Annotated in this window: 16 protein-coding genes; 8 read left to right on the forward strand and 8 right to left on the reverse strand. The window is 57.7% G+C overall.

Annotated elements, in window-relative coordinates:
* Nucleotides 1-27 precede the first annotated feature (27 nt).
* Both AC1XYH_RS00075 and aptA read right to left on the reverse strand, forming a co-directional pair.
* On the reverse strand, nucleotides 28-1,521 hold the full coding sequence (locus AC1XYH_RS00075) for a CoA-acylating methylmalonate-semialdehyde dehydrogenase (RefSeq protein WP_483324650.1): 1,494 nt from the start codon (nucleotides 1,519-1,521) through the stop codon (nucleotides 28-30).
* A 59-nt stretch (nucleotides 1,522-1,580) separates the two neighbouring features.
* Nucleotides 1,581-2,912, reverse strand: coding sequence for an omega-aminotransferase AptA (gene aptA / locus AC1XYH_RS00080; protein WP_483326420.1), 1,332 nt, complete (start codon nucleotides 2,910-2,912; stop codon nucleotides 1,581-1,583).
* 263 nt (nucleotides 2,913-3,175) lie between these two features.
* Here aptA and AC1XYH_RS00085 point away from each other — a divergent pair, with 263 nt between their 5' ends.
* Nucleotides 3,176-4,675 carry an aldehyde dehydrogenase gene (locus AC1XYH_RS00085; protein ID WP_483324651.1) on the forward strand — a complete coding sequence of 500 codons (1,500 nt, stop codon included), beginning with the start codon at nucleotides 3,176-3,178 and terminating at the stop codon, nucleotides 4,673-4,675.
* 84 nt (nucleotides 4,676-4,759) lie between these two features.
* Entirely contained in the window at nucleotides 4,760-5,920 is a 1,161-nt protein-coding gene (locus AC1XYH_RS00090; protein WP_483324652.1) for an MFS transporter, read from the forward strand.
* A 192-nt stretch (nucleotides 5,921-6,112) separates the two neighbouring features.
* On the opposite strand, the gene AC1XYH_RS00095 is transcribed toward AC1XYH_RS00090, so the two are convergent.
* On the reverse strand, nucleotides 6,113-8,182 hold the full coding sequence (locus tag AC1XYH_RS00095) for a TonB-dependent receptor family protein (RefSeq protein WP_483324653.1): 2,070 nt from the start codon (nucleotides 8,180-8,182) through the stop codon (nucleotides 6,113-6,115).
* Between the two features lie 357 nt (nucleotides 8,183-8,539).
* Here AC1XYH_RS00095 and AC1XYH_RS00100 point away from each other — a divergent pair, with 357 nt between their 5' ends.
* The 3 genes from AC1XYH_RS00100 (at nucleotide 8,540) to gabT (ending at nucleotide 11,985) form a co-directional block, all read left to right on the forward strand.
* On the forward strand, nucleotides 8,540-9,001 hold the full coding sequence (locus tag AC1XYH_RS00100; RefSeq protein WP_483324654.1) for a MarR family winged helix-turn-helix transcriptional regulator: 462 nt from the start codon (nucleotides 8,540-8,542) through the stop codon (nucleotides 8,999-9,001).
* A 191-nt stretch (nucleotides 9,002-9,192) separates the two neighbouring features.
* Complete coding sequence (gabD, locus tag AC1XYH_RS00105) at nucleotides 9,193-10,653, forward strand: NADP-dependent succinate-semialdehyde dehydrogenase (RefSeq protein WP_483324655.1); 1,461 nt, start codon at nucleotides 9,193-9,195, stop codon at nucleotides 10,651-10,653.
* 60 nt (nucleotides 10,654-10,713) lie between these two features.
* On the forward strand, nucleotides 10,714-11,985 hold the full coding sequence (gene gabT / locus AC1XYH_RS00110; RefSeq protein ID WP_483324656.1) for a 4-aminobutyrate--2-oxoglutarate transaminase: 1,272 nt from the start codon (nucleotides 10,714-10,716) through the stop codon (nucleotides 11,983-11,985).
* A gap of 25 nt (nucleotides 11,986-12,010) precedes the next feature.
* Here the strand turns inward: gabT and AC1XYH_RS00115 are convergent, their stop codons facing one another.
* Complete coding sequence (locus AC1XYH_RS00115) at nucleotides 12,011-13,447, reverse strand: phospholipase D-like domain-containing protein (RefSeq protein WP_483324657.1); 1,437 nt, start codon at nucleotides 13,445-13,447, stop codon at nucleotides 12,011-12,013.
* 105 nt (nucleotides 13,448-13,552) lie between these two features.
* Nucleotides 13,553-13,918, reverse strand: a complete 366-nt coding sequence (locus AC1XYH_RS00120; RefSeq protein WP_483324658.1) for a DUF805 domain-containing protein — start codon at nucleotides 13,916-13,918, stop codon at nucleotides 13,553-13,555.
* Nucleotides 13,919-14,145: 227 nt separating this feature from the next.
* Here AC1XYH_RS00120 and AC1XYH_RS00125 point away from each other — a divergent pair, with 227 nt between their 5' ends.
* The 3 genes from AC1XYH_RS00125 to AC1XYH_RS00135 are packed head-to-tail and all read left to right on the forward strand — an operon-like array spanning nucleotide 14,146 to nucleotide 17,312.
* Nucleotides 14,146-16,746 (forward strand): intermembrane phospholipid transport YdbH family protein, encoded by a 2,601-nt coding sequence (locus AC1XYH_RS00125; RefSeq protein ID WP_483324659.1) that lies wholly within the window; start codon nucleotides 14,146-14,148, stop codon nucleotides 16,744-16,746.
* Nucleotides 16,747-16,748: 2 nt separating this feature from the next.
* Nucleotides 16,749-16,940, forward strand: a complete 192-nt coding sequence (locus tag AC1XYH_RS00130; protein ID WP_483324660.1) for a YnbE family lipoprotein — start codon at nucleotides 16,749-16,751, stop codon at nucleotides 16,938-16,940.
* 57 nt (nucleotides 16,941-16,997) lie between these two features.
* Nucleotides 16,998-17,312: a YdbL family probable chaperone protein gene (locus tag AC1XYH_RS00135; RefSeq protein ID WP_483326421.1), complete on the forward strand. Its 315-nt coding sequence runs from the start codon at nucleotides 16,998-17,000 to the stop codon at nucleotides 17,310-17,312.
* On the opposite strand, the gene AC1XYH_RS00140 is transcribed toward AC1XYH_RS00135, so the two are convergent.
* From AC1XYH_RS00140 to AC1XYH_RS00150, 3 genes are all read right to left on the reverse strand, one after another.
* Nucleotides 17,287-17,949 carry a DUF3047 domain-containing protein gene (locus AC1XYH_RS00140; protein ID WP_483324661.1) on the reverse strand — a complete coding sequence of 221 codons (663 nt, stop codon included), beginning with the start codon at nucleotides 17,947-17,949 and terminating at the stop codon, nucleotides 17,287-17,289. The two genes, AC1XYH_RS00135 and AC1XYH_RS00140, sit on opposite strands and share 26 nt — an antisense overlap.
* Nucleotides 17,942-18,154 carry a hypothetical protein gene (locus AC1XYH_RS00145; RefSeq protein ID WP_483324662.1) on the reverse strand — a complete coding sequence of 71 codons (213 nt, stop codon included), beginning with the start codon at nucleotides 18,152-18,154 and terminating at the stop codon, nucleotides 17,942-17,944. Before AC1XYH_RS00145 ends, AC1XYH_RS00140 begins: the two co-directional genes overlap by 8 nt.
* Before the next feature lie 72 nt (nucleotides 18,155-18,226).
* The gene (locus AC1XYH_RS00150; RefSeq protein ID WP_483324663.1) at nucleotides 18,227-19,219 is read right to left on the reverse strand and encodes a lipase secretion chaperone; all 993 of its coding nucleotides are present in this window, start codon (nucleotides 19,217-19,219) and stop codon (nucleotides 18,227-18,229) included.
* Nucleotides 19,220-19,280 lie beyond the last annotated feature (61 nt).

The raw sequence follows: 19,280 nt of genomic DNA on the forward strand, positions 1-19,280 counted from the left end.
CCCGGCGCGATGGCCGGGGCGGGAGACTTACTTCATGGTGGGCATGGCGAACTCGGCGTCCGCGCGAATACCGGTAGGCCAGCGCGAGGTGATCGCCTTGCGCTTGGTGTAGAAGCGCACGCCGTCGGGTCCATGCATGTGCAGCGGGCCGAACAATGAGCGCTTCCAGCCGCCGAAACTATGGAAGGCCATAGGCACTGGGATGGGCACATTGACGCCAACCATGCCGACTTGAATCTCGTTGCAGAACTGACGTGCGCAATCACCATCGCGGGTGAAGATGGCAGTGCCGTTGCCAAACTCGTGGGCGTTGATGAGCTTTACAGCGCTGACGTAGTCAGGCACGCGTACCACGCAGAGTACGGGGCCAAAAATCTCTTCCTGATAGACCACCATCTCGGCGCTGACGTTGTCGAACAGGCAGCCACCGATGAAGTAGCCTTGCTCGTGGCCATCAACCACATGATCACGCCCGTCAACCACTAGCGTGGCGCCTTCAGCAACACCCTTGTCGACGTAACCTTTTACTTTGTCGCGGTGGGCCGCAGAAACCAGTGGGCCCATTTCCATGCCAGGTTCCATGCCGCTACCAATTTTCAATGCTTTGATTTTCGGCGTTAGGGCCGAGATCAGCTTGTCACCGACGTCGCCTACCGCGACCGCGACAGAGATCGCCATGCAGCGCTCGCCGGCGCTGCCATAGGCTGCACCCATTAGCGCGTTGACCGTTTGATCCAAATCCGCGTCGGGCATCACGACCATGTGGTTCTTGGCGCCGCCAAGGGCCTGTACGCGCTTACCGTGGGCGCTACCGGTGGCATAGATGTACTCGGCGATGGGCGTTGAACCAACGAAGCTGACCGCCTGAACGTCGGGGTGGGTCAGCAGCACGTCAACGGCTTCCTTGTCGCCGTTGACCACGTTGAACACCCCGTCCGGCAAGCCAGCTTCGGTCAGCAACTCAGCCAATCGCAGCGGCACGCTCGGGTCTTTCTCGGACGGTTTCATGATGAAGGTGTTGCCACAGGCAATAGCGACCGGGAACATCCACATAGGCACCATGGCCGGGAAGTTGAAAGGGGCAATGCCGGCAACCACGCCGAGCGCTTGATTCAAGGACCAGGCGTCTACACCGCCGCCAACCTGTTCGCTGTGCTCACCCTTGAGCAAGTGTGGAATGCCGCAGGCAAACTCGACCACTTCAATACCACGGGTCAGCTCGCCTTTGGCGTCATCGAATACTTTGCCGTGCTCGCGGGTGATCAGTTCCGCCAACTCGTCGGCATGGGCTTCCAGTAGCGCTTTGTATTTGAACAGCACGCGCGCGCGATTGAGCGGCGTAGTGGCGGCCCAGGCAGGGAAGGCTGCTTTGGCATGCGCAATGGCCTGCTCGACTTCGCTGACACTGGCCAGCGAGACTTCGCCGCGCTGTTGGCCGGTGGCTGGGTCGAAGGTGGCTTGGGTGCGTGTGCTGGCAGCGCTGTGCTGGCCGTTAATGTAATGGGTCAGTTGCAGTGTCATTGAAAGTCACCAGAAGTCAGAAATGAATGCCCGGCCAGCGGTCGGGCGTTTATATAGAGTTAGGCGGTCTGTTTGATGACCTTGCTGACGATCTCGATCAGCTGGTCCAGATCCTGCTTTTCTGCTATCAGCGGCGGCGACATGGCCAGAATGTCGCCGGTGCAACGAATCATGGCGCCTTCCCAGAAGCAGCCGTCGAATACCTCGTAACCGCGTGCGCCTGGCGCGCCTTCACGGCTGGATAGATGGATGGCCCCCACCAGCCCGGTATTGCGAATGTCGATCACATTGGGCAGATCTTTAAGGCTATGCAACAGCTCAGCCCAATAGCTTTCCAGCTCGGCGGCGCGGGTCAGCAGGCCATCGCGCGCGTAGATATCCAGGGTTGCCAGTGCTGCAGCAGCGGCTACTGGGTGGCCGGAATAGGTGTAGCCATGGAAAAACTCAATGGCACCGGCTGGGCCCTGCATAAAGGCATCGTGAATGGCATCACTGACAAATACGGCGCCCATGGGGATTGCACCGTTAGTCAGACCTTTGGCTGTGGTGATGATGTCCGGAGTGACGTCCCAGCGCTGCGCGGCGAAAGGCGCGCCAACGCGGCCGTAACCGGTGATCACCTCGTCAAAAATCAGCAGGATGCCATGCTTGGCGGTGATCTCGCGCAGACGCTTGAGGTAACCCTCAGGCGGCAAAATTACGCCCGCTGAGCCAGACATAGGTTCAACGATTACAGCGGCTATGTTTTCTGCGCCGTGCAGGGTAACTAGAGCTTCCAGCGCATCTGCGCGCTCCATGCCGAACTGTGGCAGGCCCTTGGTGAAGGCGTTGCGCTCCAGGTCCAGCGTATGCGGCAGGTGATCGACACCCGGCAACAGGGCGCCAAAAGCCTTGCGGTTATTAACCATGCCGCCGACGGAGATACCGCCGAATCCTACCCCGTGGTAGCCAAGCTCGCGGCCGATCAGGCGAGTGCGCGTGCCCTGGCCAATAGCGCGTTGGTAGGCGAGGGCTATTTTCAGTGCGGTATCCACCGACTCCGAGCCGGAGTTGGTGTAGAACACCCGGTTCAAGCCCGCGGGTGATAGCTCAATTAGGCGCTCGGCCAGCTGAAACGGCAGCGGGTGGCCCATCTGAAACGTGGGTGCAAAATCCATCGTGCTGATTTGCTTGCTCACTGCCTCGGCAATCTCACGCCGACCGTGCCCCGCGTTGCAACACCAAAGGCCTGAAGTACCGTCCAGCACCTGACGACCTTCCACGTCGGTATAGAACATGCCTTGAGCACTGGCCAGCAGGCGCGGGCGCGACTTGAACTGACGGTTGGCAGTAAAAGGCATCCAGAATGGATCGAGGCTCAGATCCTGCTGGGCGGGCGTGGGTTGTTGCATGCTGTTCATGTGACCTTCCTGGCGGGTGCCGGTGGAGACGGTGGGTGCGGGCAGCCTTGGTGGCGATGTAAATGTGATCTTTGCGAAGTCTATGTCAAAAATAACAAACGAAAAAGGGGGTATTTGAAAGAATTTGACCGGTAGTTGCGGGTCTGGGTGTCAAATATATTGAATTTTTCAAAATGCCTTATTACTGTGGCCGACATTGCCAGTTCATTCCGTCGGGCACCCCAGTGCGGGTTTCCCCTAGAGAGGTTATTGCCATGTCTGCGTCTTTTAGCCGTCAGGATTGGGAGCAGCGTGCCGCTGCCCTGCAGATTCAAGGTCAGGCGTTTGTCGCCGGTCAATATCAGCACGCCGCCACTGGTGCGACCTTTGATTGCGTGTCGCCGATTGATGGCCGGGTTCTGGCGCAGGTCGCCAGTTGCGATCAGGCCGATGCCGAGCAGGCGGTGGCTGACGCGCGTGCGGTATTCGATAGCGGTGTCTGGTCACGTTCGGCGCCAGCGCAGCGTAAAAAGGTCATGCAGCGTTTTGCCGACCTGATCGAGCAGCATGGCGAAGAGCTGGCGCTGCTGGAAACCCTCGATATGGGTAAGCCGATTGGCGATTCGACCACCGTAGATATCCCCGGTGCGGCCAATTCGATCCGCTGGTCTGCTGAAGCCATCGACAAGATTTACGACGAAGTGGCGCCTACCGCGCACGATGAGCTGGGTTTGATCACCCGGGAACCTATTGGCGTGGTGGCGGCTATTGTGCCGTGGAATTTCCCGCTGTTGATGGCCAGTTGGAAGCTCGGCCCAGCGCTGGCCACCGGTAATTCGGTGATCCTCAAGCCCTCCGAAAAATCACCGCTGACCGCGATCCGTATCGCAGCGCTAGCGCTGGAAGCGGGTATTCCCGCTGGCGTGCTCAACGTGCTGCCGGGTTATGGGCATACCGTGGGCAAGGCACTGGCGCTGCACATGGACGTCGATACCATTGTATTTACCGGGTCGACGCGCGTCGCCAAACAGCTGATGATTTATGCCGGCGAGTCGAACATGAAGCGTGTTTGGCTGGAGGCGGGAGGCAAGAGTCCAAACGTGGTGTTCGCTGATGCGCCAGACTTGGATGCCGCCGCTGAAGCGGCTGCCAGCGCTATCGCCTTCAATCAGGGTGAGGTCTGCACTGCCGGTTCACGGCTATTGGTCGAGGCGTCAATCAAGGATGCTTTTGTCGAGAAAGTCGCGGCAGCGCTCAAGGCAAGCTGGGCGCCGGGCCACCCGCTGGATCCCAACACTGCAGTCGGCGCATTGGTCGATACCACCCAAATTGAAACAGTGCTGCGCTACATCGAAGCGGGCCACGCGGACGGCGCCAAGTTGGTGCTGGGCGGCAAGCGGGTGATGGAAGAGACGGGCGGTCTTTTCGTGGAGCCCACCATCTTTGCCGATGTTAACAACAGCATGCGTATTGCCCGCGAAGAGATTTTCGGGCCGGTACTCTCGGTGATCAGCTTCACCGACTTCGACGAAGCCATGCGCATTGCTAACGACACCATTTATGGTCTGGCAGCGGCCGTTTGGACGGCAGACCTATCCAAGGCACACCGTGCTGCCAAGGCGCTGCGCGCCGGCAGTGTGTGGGTCAACCAGTATGACGGGGGCGACATGACCGCACCCTTTGGCGGCTTCAAGCAATCGGGTAACGGCCGCGATAAGTCGCTGCATGCATTCGACAAATACACTGAACTGAAGTCGACCTGGATCAAGCTGTAAGAGCAGCGGCAAGCTCGGTGTTAAGGCGGTGCGCGTGACGGCACCGCCTCTATTTTGCATTCCGCGTTTCTCACGGATCTAACTATGAACTGGAAGGCCTACTGCACCGTCACCGCGGCGGTGGTTATCGTTGGGCTGGCGCTGGGGGTCACGCTGCCGCTGGTGTCGCTGCGCCTGCACGAGTGGGGCTACAGTACTTTTGCCATCGGCGTGATGGCCGGCATGCCCGCGGTGGGTATCGTGCTGGGCGCCAAGCTCACCGGGCGACTGGCCGGACGATTGGGCTCGGAGAACTCCTTGCGGTTGGTCATGGCCTGCAGTGCTGTGTCAGTGGCACTGTTGGCCATTTGGCCGAGCTACCCGGTTTGGCTGTTGTTGCGTCTGGTGCTGGGTATTTCGCTCACCGTCACCTTTGTGATTGGCGAAAGCTGGATCAATCAATTGGTGGTAGACCGCCTGCGCGGCAGGCTGGTTGCGGTATACGGTAGCGCCTTCGCACTCAGCCAGCTATGTGGCCCGCTGCTATTAGGTTTTATCGGTACCGAAGCTGATCGAGGGTTTTGGCTGGCGACGGCATTGCTGGTTGGCGGAGTCGGTCTGCTTTTCTGCGTGGCTGGCGCGCCGGTGGTGGATGCCGCAGCCGGTGCTGGGCGCGGCCTTCGTCAGTTTGTGCGCAGTATGCCCGCGATTGCTTGGGCCATGGTGCTATTCGCTGGCTTTGAAACCATGACGCTAACGCTGCTGCCGGTTTATCTGATTCGTGAAGGTTTTGCGCAGCAGCTGGCGCTGATCATGGTCAGCACTGTGGTGGTGGGCGACGCAATACTGCAGGTGCCGATCGGCTGGTTGGCCGACAAGTTCTCACGCACCGCGCTGTTCAAGTTCTGCGGTGTGATGCTGCTGCTCAGTAGCCTGGCTATGCCGATGGCGCTGCATACGGTGCTGATCTGGCCTGTGCTGGTGCTTTTTGGTTCGAGTGCTGGCGGTCTTTATACCCTGTCAGTGATCCTGGTCGGGCAGCGTTTTCGCGACGATGCATTGGTGCGCGCCAACGCCAATATCGCCATGCTCTGGGGGCTTGGCTGCCTCCTCGGCCCCGTCGCCACCGGCGCGGCCAGTCAATGGCTCAATACCCATGCGCTACCGATGATGATGGCGATTGCCGCGCTGGTGTTTGTGGTGCTCGCCTGGCGGCGTGGAGCTTTTGATGCGGTTGCGCTGGATCAGGCTGTGGTTGATCGGTAGAGCGCGACGTACCGCCGAGGCTTCGAGCGGCCGGCGAGGTGCCCCCCGCACCTGGGTGTACTGGGAGATTGTTAAGAAAGCATGCGCAAACATGCTTTCTTAGCTCGCCTGCAGACGATAATTGTACTCAAACTAGCCGTATTGGCATGTTCGACGCTGGCGGGCGAGTGCCGTTATGCGGAAGTTCGAAGATCACTCCCAGCTATACTGCAACCCAACCCCCACCAACCAATTCCGCTCCGGCGCCGGCTCGTAATAACGCGCACCCGCTCCGTTGACAATCAACGAACCGATGTACTGTTTATCGGCCAGATTATCAACGCGTGCGAAAGGCTCCAAAGCCCAGCTGCCCAGCTCCTGCCGATAACCCGCACGCCAGTTGAATACGGCGTAACCCGGTGCTTTGGATTGGTTGTCATCAGTGGCATAACGCTGGCTCAGGCTTTGCGCTTCCAGCGCGGTACTGAAGCCGTTGTCAGGCGCCCAAGCCAGCTCGGCATACAAACTGTGGCGTGGCACGCCGGGCAGAGAGTTGCCCGAGAAATCATTGCCGTTGCCGTCAGTGTACTGATCAAACTCAGCGTCTAGATAGGTGTAGGCAAGATAAGCGTTGAAGTCGTAAGCGAGACGCTGCTCGATAGCCAGTTCCAGGCCGCGCCGGCTTGATTGGCCTGCATTGGCGTAGGTTGAGCGTTCGGTAGCGACTTGCTCTACGCCTGTGACGATTTCGTCCTCGACGCGTGTGTAAAACACAGCCGCTTCGACGCGGGTATCGCCTTGGCGCAACTTGAAACCGACTTCGGCATTGCGCGACTCGCTAGGCTGTAGGTCGAAGTTCAAACCGCTTCCGCTAGGGCGGTAGGCGAGTTCCTGGAAGGTCGGCGTTTCAAAGCCTTGTCCCGCGGCAGCATAAAGGGTGAGAGCCGGGCTCCATTGATAGCTAATGCCCAGCGCAGGTGTGGTCTGCTGATAATCGACGTTGCCGCTGTCGTCACTACCATCGCTGAGGAAGTCATCTTCGGACTCAAACTCGACTCGGCTATGACGCACGCCGGCGGTTAGACTCCATTGGTCGGTCAATGCCCAAGTGCTGATCAGATAGGCTTCTTTGCTGTCAACCCGGTTGAACTCATCGCGTTTAAGATCGCCCTTGTCGCCGCCGTTGTTGACGAAGCCCTTGCGACCCTCTCCTTGGTAGCCGTAAGTCAGACCTGCGGCCAGCTCTACTGGCAGGTTGAACAATTCGGTCTGACGTTGCCAACCCAGCTCGCCGCCACCGAACTCTCGGTCGAGTTCGATTACGCCGCCGCCCGCAAAAGGGTCGTCGCCGGTGAATGCCAGATACTGCTCTACATACCGCTCACCGCCGTAGACCATCACAGTCAGTTGATCGTCGTTGCTCAACCGGCGCTGATAATTCAGGCCAGCCTGATTGTGGCGTACTGTCTTGCGGGTGTTGTATTGCTCTGCGCGCGCTACCGCTTGTTCGCGGTCTTCATCCAGCGCTGAGGCAGAGAGCCCTAACGGATCCTGCGTCTCAGGTTGATCAAGACTATTAAGCAGCAGCGTCAGGCTGGATGCATCGTCGATATCCCAGCCCAAGCGTAGATTGGCCATATCGCGCTGCGCCTTGCTGTGATCCCGATATCCATCGGTTTCCAGTCGGGACACGTTCGCGTTGATGCTGAGATCGCCATGCTGGCCGCCGTACTTCAAGCGGGAACGCCAGAGATTGTCGCTACCCATCGCACTGCGACTATCGAGTGTCGGGTGCAGCGGAGCGGCCTCGGTGAAGCCCTGGATAATGCCACCCGAGGCGTTGCCGTAAAGCGCGCTTAGGGGGCCGCGCAGCACATCGATGTATTGCATGCCGTCGAGGTCGAACAGAGATGGCTGACCCTGGCCGTCTGGCATGGTCAGTGGAATGCCGTCCTGAATCAGCCGCACACCACGCACGCCGAACTGGGCTCGCGCGCCGAAGCCGCGCGAGGATATTTGCACGTCTTGGGCATAGTTCTGGCGGTTCAGCGCCAATATGCCTGGGGAGCGCTGTAACGATTCAGAGAGATTGGCGCCCAGGTTAAATGGACTGATCTGGCTACTATCGATGTGGCTGTTGGCTGAAGGCAGAGTGTCATTGGCCTCTGCCGGATCAACGCCAAGAATGGTTTGCGTCGGCAGCTTTAAGTCGTGATCTGCGGCTAGCACTGGGGAGGTGATGAGAAGTAAAAGGGCTGCGGTGGCGGTAGGGCGGTTAGTCATATGACCTAGCTTGTTGTTATTGCTGTTGGCGGAGCGAAGCTATGAGGAATGCCAAAGCAGTCTAGCAGTCTGAAAGCGCAAGCTGTATAGCCAGTTGCCGGCTCTTTAGAAGTAACTCAGAGCCGACAAGGTATGCAGAATTCGTTGGAATTAGGCTAAGTAGAAACAAAAATTACTTTGAAGTAAAAATAAAAAGTGTGCAATAATCTGCTTCATTGCGTAGGTTTTTACTTTATTCCGCTGTTTTGTGGGCTTTTAACGGGTTCAAATAAAGCTGATCTACTTACTACTGTAATATTTAGACTTTGTGTCAAAATGCCGCCTGTTTTATTGGCCTTGGCCGGGAGCTTTATGCACATGATGAACGACCTATATCTAGCACTGCGCCGTCTGCAGCGCGCCAGCGAAATTCACGCGAAGCGACTGGGCCGGCACAGTGGTCTGACACCGATTCAGCTGCTGATTCTGCATAGCATCAGGGCTATGGGTGAAGGCACTTTGGGCGACCTGGCCAAGCAGGTGAGTGTCTCTCAAGCGACCTTGAGTACCATCATTGATCGCCTTGAAAATCGTGATTTGCTGCAGCGCATTCGCAGCAAGAGTGACAAGCGTAAAGTTCATCTGGCACTCAGCGAGAAAGGTGTAGCGGTTATCCAGGCTGAGCCGGCACTGCTGCCATCGGCGTTTCTCGATCGCTTCGGTGATCTGGCTGACTGGGAGCAGTTGATGTTGTTGGCCAGCCTGCAGCGCGTAGCTGGTCTTTTGGAAGAAGGTCAGAGCGCGCCAGCCGAACTCTTTGAGGGCGAAACAGCCGCCTAATACGCCTCTAAGCGGCCTGCAACTCTGCAGGCCGGAAACCTCTAATCCCTTCTGTTTTCTTCACCACTGTTTTTCTCATCCGGGGTATTGCCTGATCGGGTTGCTGCGCATAGCATGTTTGAAATTTCAAACATCGATGTTTTAAATGCGTTACGCATGATCGATTTAAGCCCCTGATGAGGACTCGCTAGATGGAACTTCACTGCCCCGATCTTTTTCGCCAACAAGCCTTTGTTGATGGTCACTGGTGCGAGGCCGACAGCGGCGCGCGTACTGAAATCTTCAATCCGGCCAACGGCGAGCGCGTGGGCAGCGTGCCCAATATGGGAGCTGATGAAACTCGGCGCTCAATTATTGCAGCACAGCATGCGCAACAGGCTTGGCGTCAACGCACTGCCAAAGAGCGTGGCCAGGTATTGCGCAAGTGGTTCGATTTGATGCTGAAGCATCAGGAAGATCTGGCGCGCATCATGACTGCCGAGCAGGGTAAACCGCTGGCTGAAGCGCGTGGTGAAGTTGTTTATGCCGCCTCTTTTCTGGAGTGGTTTGCCGAAGAGGCCAAGCGTGTTTATGGAGATGTGATCCCTGGTCATCAGGCGGATAAGCGTATCTTGGTGCAGAAAGAGCCCGTCGGTGTGACGGCTGCTATTACACCCTGGAATTTCCCTGCTGCGATGATCACCCGCAAAGCTGGCCCGGCCCTAGCTGCTGGCTGCGCCATGGTGCTTAAACCTGCCCCGCAAACGCCTTTCTCTGCACTGGCGCTGGCGTTCCTGGCTGAGCAGGCCGGGTTGCCTGCTGGGCTGTTCAGTGTGGTGACTGCTGACGTCGATGCCTCACGCGCGGTGGGTGGCGAGCTGTGCAGCAATCCGATCATCCGCAAACTCTCCTTTACCGGTTCTACTGGCGTTGGCATCAAGCTTATGGAGCAATGCGCGCCCAGCCTGAAAAAACTGTCGCTGGAGCTCGGCGGCAACGCACCCTTTATCGTATTTGATGATGCCGATCTGGATGCCGCTGTCGAAGGCGCAATGATCTCCAAGTATCGCAACGCGGGCCAAACCTGTGTCTGCGCCAACCGCATTTACGTGCAGGACTCAGTCTACGACGCCTTCGCAGCTAAATTGGCTGCTGCTGTTGAGCAGCTCAAAGTCGGCGACGGTACTGAGGTGGGCGTGACGACCGGGCCGCTGATTGATGGCAACGCGGTGGCTAAAGTGCAGCGTCATCTGGCGGACGCCACAGCAAAAGGCGCGCAGGTGCTGGCTGGTGGTAAGCCACATGCTCTGGGAGGTAACTTTTTTGAGCCCACTATTTTGACCAACGTGGACAGCAGCATGCTGGTCGCTCGTGAGGAAACCTTCGGCCCGCTGGCGCCGCTATTCCGCTTCAACGATGAGGCCGATGTGGTGCGTCAGGCCAATGACACTGAGTTCGGTTTGGCGGCGTATTTTTATGCCCGTGACCTGAGCCGAGTGTTCCGTGTGGCCGAGCAGCTTGAGTACGGCATGGTCGGTATCAATACTGGTCTGATCTCTACGGAAGTCGCCCCCTTTGGTGGCATGAAGTCTTCGGGGTTGGGCCGTGAAGGCTCCAAGTACGGTATTGAAGAGTACGTCGAGATTAAATATCTATGCTTGGGCGGCATCTGAACCAGTCCCGGGTGTGATTTTCTGGGAGCACAGCTCCCTCCTTATAAGCGCGAGGCGGTTATGAGTAAGACGAATGAGTCCTTGATGCAACGGCGTCACGCGGCAGTAGCGCGTGGTGTCAGCCAGATTCACCCGTTGGTGGTACAGCGCGCCGAGAACGCGACTGTATGGGATGTGGAAGGACGGCAATATATTGATTTTGCGGGAGGCATTGCCGTGCTGAACACCGGACACCGTCACCCGAAAATCATGGACGCCGTGAAGCGGCAAATGGAGCAGTTCACCCATACCTGTTTTCAGGTGTTGGCTTACGAGCCCTATATAGAACTGTGCGAAAAGCTCAACGAGCTAGTGCCCGGTGACTTTGCCAAAAAGACGCTGTTGGTCACCACAGGCTCGGAAGCGCTCGAAAACGCGGTCAAAATTGCCCGTGCGGCGACGGGTCGTGCCGGGGTCATTGCCTTTACCGGCGCCTATCACGGCCGCACCATGATGACGCTGTCGATGACTGGTAAGGTCGCGCCCTATTCGGCGGGTATGGGATTGATGCCGGGTGGCGTGTACCGCGCGCTGTTTCCCTGTGCGCTGCATGGCGTCAGCGATGATGACGCCATCGCCAGTATCGAGCGTATCTTCAAGAACGATGCCCAGCCTCAGGATATTGCTGCCATTGTGATTGAGCCGGTGCAGGGTGAGGGCGGCTTTTATGTGGCTAGCCCTGCGTTCATGGGTAAGCTGCGTGAGCTGTGTGATCTGCACGGTATTCTACTGGTCGCTGATGAGGTTCAGACAGGCGCTGGGCGTACCGGTAGTTTCTTCGCCATGGAGCAGATGGGCGTGGCAGCAGATTTGACGACCTTTGCCAAATCGATCGCGGGCGGCTTTCCGGTGGCGGGCGTGTGTGGTCGTGCGGAGGCGATGGATGCCATAGCACCGGGTGGTCTCGGCGGTACTTACGCCGGTAATCCGCTGGCCTGCGCCGCTGCATTGGCAGTGCTTGAGATATTTGAAGAAGAAAATCTGCTGGCGCGTAGCCGCACTTTGGGTGACTTGATTAGTGGTCGTTTGCGTGATGTGGCTGCCAGTGACAAGCGTATTGGTGATGTACGCGGATTGGGCGCCATGGTGGCCTGCGAGCTGTTTACTGCAGAAGGTCATCCGCATGCAGAACTGACCGCGCAGGTGGTCGCCAAGGCTCGCGATAAAGGATTGATTCTGCTTTCCTGCGGACAGTACGGCAACGTGATTCGTATTCTGGTGCCGCTCACCGCAACCGATCTGGAAGTGCAGGCGGGTATGGATATTATTGCCGCCTGCTTTGCCGAGTTGTAACGGCTGCCGCGCGGCCAGCGGTCGGTCAGAAGGTAGACAGACCGCTGGCTTCCATAAAGCGATAGAGCCCATAACGCCAATAGCTGTGATCGGCGAACGCTGAATAGGGCAGGCTGTGGATGCCGCCATCGTTGTTGCTCCATGCTCGCTCAAAGTCTGCGCGCATGTCAGCCATCTCAGGGTTGTTGGCCTGCGCAGTCAGGCGCACGCTGGTTTCCAGATTAAGGTCATGCAGGTTACGCCGGGTAAAGTTAGCCGACCCGCTAATCACCTCAGTTATCCCTTGGCTACGCTCTAGCCGAATCCATTTACGATGGCATTGTTCGCCGTTGGTTGCACACCAGCGCACCGCAACGCCCTGTTCGTTCAAGTCCCAAGCGGCCTGCCGATTGGGAATGCCATTCTTCTCGCGGCCAAAAGCGTCACGGTTAGAGTCAAGAATCGCGCGCACCTGCACGCCCCTTTGTTGGGCCGCGATCAGCGCCTCAACGACGGGCCGCGAAGCCAGGTAGAACATCTCCATATCCAGCTGGTCGCCCGGCTCTGCCGAGGCCAGTAGATCAAGCAGTGAACGCTCGATGGCGCCTTCGGTAAGCACCTGGATTTGCGGCATGCTGGGCTGAGTCTTCACGCTGGCAACGGTTGGCCAGTTCTTGGCCGCGTCGTAGCCTGAGAGTAGCGCGGCAGCCCGCTCGGTCTGCAGTAGGTCTAGCGCTGCCGCACCGCTGAATACGATAGCGCTGTTATGGTGGCGGCTGCTGGCGTCGTGCGGGTTGGCTGAGGTAACCAAGGCGCGCCAGTTGTTGCCGTTGTCCACGATCAACGTCTTGCGATGATTTGCGCGAAAGTTGGCTAGATGCAAATAGCTGCGCAGCGTCACCTTGCCTGGGCCAACCGGATTGGGCAGCCAGCCACCCTCAGAGTTGTTGCCCAAGTAGCTGCAACACAGTTGCCAGATGCCGGTCCAGGTTGGGTTGGACGCCGGCAAGCGATCGATATCGGTTAGCACCACCGCCACGCCCGCGGCGCGCAACTGTTCCAGTTCGGGCGAGCGTATGCCGCCGTAAAGCGTGTTGAAAGGGTCGGTGATCATGACCACTGGCATGTTTGGATGCCTCTGTTTCGCTTCGATCAATGCCTGGGTCAGTTGCTCAGCAAGCGGACGGTAGCTGTCTGCTCCGGCAAAGCGGTTGAACAGAAACATATCGATGACCACCAGTTTCTTCGCTTGGCCGATCAGGCGGAATGCTTCGTCGAAGATCTCCTGTTCGATCTGCTGCTTGCCCTCTGCATCAAGGTAAGCCTGATCGCGGAATATTTGCAGCTGGTCTGCCGAGCGCACCGGCCCAGTGACGGAAAGGCCATCAGGCATACTTTGGCAGGAGCTAAGTGCAGCGCTGAAGACGACAGCGAAAACCAATAAAGCAAGATAGCGGCGAGTGGCCGAGCGAGACCTGGACATAATGGGTGATCAGTAATGGCTACAAAGACAGTTAGCCTGCCGTTTGCGAGGGTGATAGGCAAGAGGCATCAGAGCCGGGCGCGCTACGCGCACCCGGAGCAAGGCTTATGCGACGGCTGGGCCTGCTGTGTCGCCCTTGGGGTTTGGGCCATAGGCGTTGGTTTGGGCTTCACCTTCGATGCACATGAAGATCAGATAAATGATTGAGCCAACAATTGGAACCAATGAAATCAGTATCCACCAACCACTGCGGCCGGTGTCATGAAAACGGCGAACGGCTACTGCCAGTGACGGCAGCAACGTGCCCAGTATGTAGATAGTCGCAAATATTGGCATGCCGATTAGGGCGTCGATAACGCTCAACACAACCACGGCAAGAAAATTAAACAGCATGAAGAACCAATACTCGCTACGGCGAGCACGGCCTTGGAAAACGGCATATTGCTTAAGTACATCAAGGTACCAGTTCATGGGGGCTCTCTTTTTTGGATTATAGTTATTAGATTACAGAGTACGCCGGGCGCCTTGGGGAGAGTATTTAATGTCCCTGTGACGTCCTGTCTGCAATTCCTTTTTACATAAGGTATCGAGGCGCTCAATACCCGGCCTGATTATAGTTCGTTAGGCAGTCACCCGGTCAACCTGAGTGGGGTTTTCGCGTGCTAACCTGTCATCTGCTACTGCATATAAGGATGGGCATGCGCAAAGTGTTTGGCGTGGTAATCATTGCTCTGCTGTTTCTGTTGCTCAGTTTGGCAACGGCGCTTTGGTGGGCGCAGCGCGCGCTGACTGAGGCGGGTGTGCAGGATGTGCACTGGCAAGGATTGGGCTGGCAGCAGGGCGGCCTGCATCTGCAGCAGCTGTCCTTTGCGTTGCCTGCCGGACAAGTGGCGCTGGAGCAGTTACGACTGGTGCCGGGCTGGCGAGGCGGCCCGCGTATTCGCGTGCTGGCGCTGGAGCACGCACAGCTGCGGTTTGATGCACGGGACTCGCGTGCTGAAACGGATGCACCGGGTATACAAGTTGCTAGCCTGACCGCGCCCGAGCTGTGGAACCGAGTAGTGAACTGGCTACCCGATCAGGTCAGCATCGCCGAGCTGGAAGCGCAGGTGCCATGCCATACCGGCACTTGCGAATTGAATGGCTCACTGCAGGCAAGTCGTGAGCCGGGCAATCTTGATGCCGGCGAGCCGGTACTGGCTAAGGCTGAGTTGCGCCTACAGGCCGGTGACGAGCAATTGCTATTGCAGCAGCAGGTTCAGGCTGAGAGTAACCAGCTGACATTGCAGGCTAGTCTGCTGGTTGATCAGCAGTTGGCAGCGCAGTTGCAGTCACGCTGGCAAGGCTTGACTCAGTGGCAAGGCAGTTTGAATGTGCCTGGCTGGCCGCAGACCTCTGGCCTTTATAAATATCTTGGCAACTGGATGGCGCTCGGTACCTTGCCGGTTAGCACGCTACCGCCCGGTGCTCAGTTGGCGCTCGATTGGGATTTGATTAGCTCGCAACCACCCGCTAGTTGGGTTGACTGGTTAGGTGGCAAAGTTGAGCTGAACGCTCAGTTGGCTTTGCCGCAACCGTGGCAAATTGAGCAGCTTGGCAGCGTTGGCGGCAACCTGCAGGTCCAACTGCGTGCTGACCAGGGGCGCTGGCAGGTACTGCAGGGAGAGGCGCAGCTTGCGTTGAGCGAGCCGCAGCTTACCGTGCTTGATGCGCTGCCGGGAAATCTGCAAGTCAAGCAATTGCAACTACAAGTGACTCCGGCGCCCAGCACTCAGCTGACGGCGGGCGAAGCCATACCCTTTCTGGGCAGCTTTTCGGTGCTGGGCGCCAATGGTCTGGCCGGAACGCTAAAGGGTGACATGGCGCTATTGTTGCCGCAGGTGCAAGAGCGGAATTGGCGACTACAGTTTTTAGACACTCAACTTGAATTACAGCTCGCCTCTTGGCGCGAGCAAGATGTGCAGTTACGTGATCTGCGTGTGATAACGCCTATCACTGGGGAGCTGGACGGGCTCGGAGCCGAATTGCAAGGCGGCTCCGCTGGGCAAGTAAACTGGTCACAGCTGCAGCTCAGCGCAGCTGATCTGACGTTGAATAAGGCGAGCCTGAAACTAACCAAGCTTAGCTATCAGCAGCGCTGGCAGGAGCCGGGCAGCCTACGTGCAGGCAGTCAACTGAGCGGCAATGTTGCGCGGTTGGAACAGCCGCAATTGAAACCATTACGCTGGGATGTCGATGGCCGTTGGAGCTATGCCGACAGCGCTCTGCAATGGCAGGGAAAACTGAGCAATGCTGCCGGGTTAGCGCTGGATACCGACTTTAACCTGCCTCCACAGCAGCCTTGGCGGTCGAAAATCACTCTTCAACCGTTGTTCTTCCGTGCTGGCAACCCCTTGGCTGATAGTGTGGTTGCGTGGCCGGTGCTGCTGAGTCTGTCCAGTGGGCAGTTGAGCGGGCAACTTCAGGCCAGTGGTGGCAGTGCGCCGCTCAGCTTGCAGGGTGACTTCAACGTGTCGGGTGGCAAGGGCATTTATGATCGCAGTGCGTTTAGTGGGCTGGTCGCACCAGTAACGCTAAAACTGCAGGGGAATAACCTGTTGCTGGGTAGCACAGCGCTGCAGCTGGAAAGCTTTAACCCAGGGTTGGAAATGGGGCCTCTGCGCGCCGCTGCCAGTTATCGCGCAACAACGGATGGTCTCATGCGTGGGCGTTTGCAGCTGGATCAAGCGCAACTGCAGATGCTGGGCGGGCAAGTCACCGCTGAACCTGCGCAGCTTGACTTGTCAGCGAACGAGCAGCGGCTGGTGCTGAACATCAGTGGGCTGGAACTGGACACCCTGTTCGCAGTCTACCCAACAGAGGGTTTGAGCGGACGCGGTACCTTGGATGGACGTCTGCCTGTTGTGCTTCGCGATGGTGAACTGATGGTCGATGCCGGTGCAGTGGCCGCGCGAGAGCCTGGTGGTGTGCTGCGTTACCAGTCAGACAAGTTGCAGCGGCTGGCGCAAAGCAACGCAGGCATGCGCGAGCTGGCCGGGGCGCTGGATAACTTTCACTATACTGTGCTCAGCAGCCAGGTGAATTACGCAGAAGACGGTAACCTGCAGCTGGGCTTGCGTCTGCAGGGCAGTAACCCGAATTTTCAACAGGGGCGACAGGTAAACCTCAACGTGAACCTGGAAGAGAATATCCCGGCCCTGCTGACCAGTCTGCAATTGAGCAGCCAGGTCAGCGATATCATTCAGCAACGGGTACAGGAGCGCTTGCTTAAGCAGCGCCTGCAGCCCAACAAGGAGTAGCTATGCACTGGCGAGGGCTGTTGATTGGAGCAACAAGTATGTTGCTGGTTGCCTGTGCCGGCCCAACGGTGCGCTTAGCGGCGCCCAGCGAGCCGATCAATATCAACCTGAATGTGAAGATCGAGCATGAGATCTACATCAAGGTAGATAAGCAATTGGATGAAATTTTCGACGAATCCAGCGGGCTGTTTTAAGCGCGCGGTGCAACAAGGATAATTGCAATGGGCAAGAAGACGCTTTTCACGTTATGCATGTTGATGCTGCTGGGTACCGGCACCGCTTGGGCTTTGAGTTTGAATGAAGCGATGAGTGCGCTACCGACAGCGAAAGAAGCTGGCCAATTGGGCGAGCAGCCCAGTGGCTACCTTGGTGTGGTCAAAGCCGGCGGCAACGCTACTGATGTAGCGCAGCAAATCAACGCCGCGCGCAAGGAAGAGTATCAGCGCGTTGCCAAAAGCAACGGTATTGCACTTAAAGATGTAGAGGCCATAGCGGGCCAAAAGGCCATCGACCGGACACCGGCAGGGCAATACATTCAGATCAATGGGAGCTGGGTGCGGAAGTAGCAGGCAACCATTCGATGGCGCCGTACCAGCCGGTTATCGGTTGGCCGGCGTTGTCGCAATCAGTCATTAGCGCAACGCCGTCGATCTGTTGTAGGTCTTCGCCGTGTAACTGTTTGAAATCTTCCTGCACATTGCGTTGCTCTCTGATTAACTCGCCGGGCTGGTCGGGCGCGCCGTTGCGCACTGCCAGCATTTGCGCGTTGCCCGTAAAAGCATTGGGCCAATGGCTGCCTGCGGGCTGGCTACTTGACCACACGTAATTCACTGCCAGTGTGCGCCAAGGAAATAGCCCGCCATCCTTGACCACATAAACGCGTACCGGGTAATCGTCGCCGGTTTTGCTGGTTTCATCCAAGCCTGAATACACTCCGCTTACCGCCCAAGACCAGCTCAGAATAGGGGTTTCGCGTAGGTCGATCGGTTGTTCTATGTACAGCGCGCTGGCTTCGCCGTTGCGGCATTCTGCTTGCAGCCTGACGCCGGATGGGCTGCGTTCAAGCTGGTACTGGGTAGGTTCGGCAAAGCGCTTTACCTGCCATTCGAGCATCTCGCTGGGAGTGTAATGGGGCGCGGCATGGCCGCTCATTGGCAACAGCAAGGCGACGCAGGCCAAGCCAAGCTTGGCTTGGTTAATCATTGCCGGGCGCCTGTTCAGACTTCTGCTGATCTGCCTTGGCTTTTTGCTCAGCCTTATAGCGCTCCCAATCTTCCCAGTCATGGGGTGTGCCGGCATGCGGGCGGCTGGGGTGCAGGGCGCGCTCCAGCGCCTGTCCGTGCAGACTTGTGTCCTTGTCTTCTTCCTGATCAAGGCCATGTTTTTTGAGAAATTCGTCGGCGCGCATAACGGCCTCCTGACTCGGGGTTTTAAGTTCTCAGTATGGCAGCTGTTAAGGCCCTCAGGTCAAATGGACTATCTAGCGCTTATTCTGGCTAGCAATACGCAGTTGTTCGTTGGGTGCGAAGCGCTCTTGTAGCAACGCGTCAATGGCGGCTTGTTTGTCCTGCGGAGCGACCCCAGGCTGTTGCAAGATGCTTTCGCGCTCACGGCTGAACTCGCTGACGCGTTGCTGCCAATCGGCGCGTTGCTGGTCTAGCGCTTCCAGTCGTGCGGTCGCTTCGGGGCCAACCAGGTTGAGCCTTAGGTCGCGGATCTGCTCGGGCGCAGCATTTTGCTCATTCAGGGCCAGGGTTTCGCGGCGCAGATCTTGATGGAGTTGCGGCACCAACAAACCCTGCATTTCTGCGGGGAGGTTTTCCCGTAAAGCTTCTATATCCGCAGCGCGCTGTGCCGGATCAAGATCAGGGTTGCGGTTGATTGCCAGGCGCTCAAGGGTGAAGCGGTTATAGACCTCTTCACCAGCAAAAAAAGCTTGATGCACCTGCGCACTGAACAGGCTGGCGCGTAGGCGCTGCACGGCTTCTTCTCGTGCCCATAGGGCGTCCAGGTCATCCAGTACCGGGAAGTCTTGCTCCAGCTTGGCGACCGCCTGAAGGTAACTCAAATAATGCTCGAAAATGGCCAATGCCTGGCCACGTGCAGGCTCATCCAGTTTGCTGGTTAGTTGCTGGCGTATGCGTGTTTGGGTTTGTTCTGGCGTTACTTCGCCATTGGCGCTGAGGTAATAGTCAAACAAATTGCGCAGCTGATCAGTGATCAACAGGTTGCCATCAGCATCGACCTGCAGTTGGCCATCGACCTCGGTGCCCCGCAACGATTCTGGCATTGCCACAGGGGCGGTATTGCTGTTGCTTCGCTGTAAGTTTGCCGGCAGCGTCGCAGTGACTGATGGGGCGGAGTTAGTCGCGACCATGCCTCGTGCATCGGCGTCATCCGGTGTGTTGGGTAATAGTTGCCAGCCCAGCAGCATGGCGCCTGCAAGCAAGGGCAAATAAACAAGCAATTTCATAGGCGAGCTCTGACTACAGTAAAAGTGTTGCCGCGCGGCTGCCGAGAAAAAGCGGCCGCGC

This window comes from Pseudomonas sp. GW-45, from assembly GCF_056896675.1.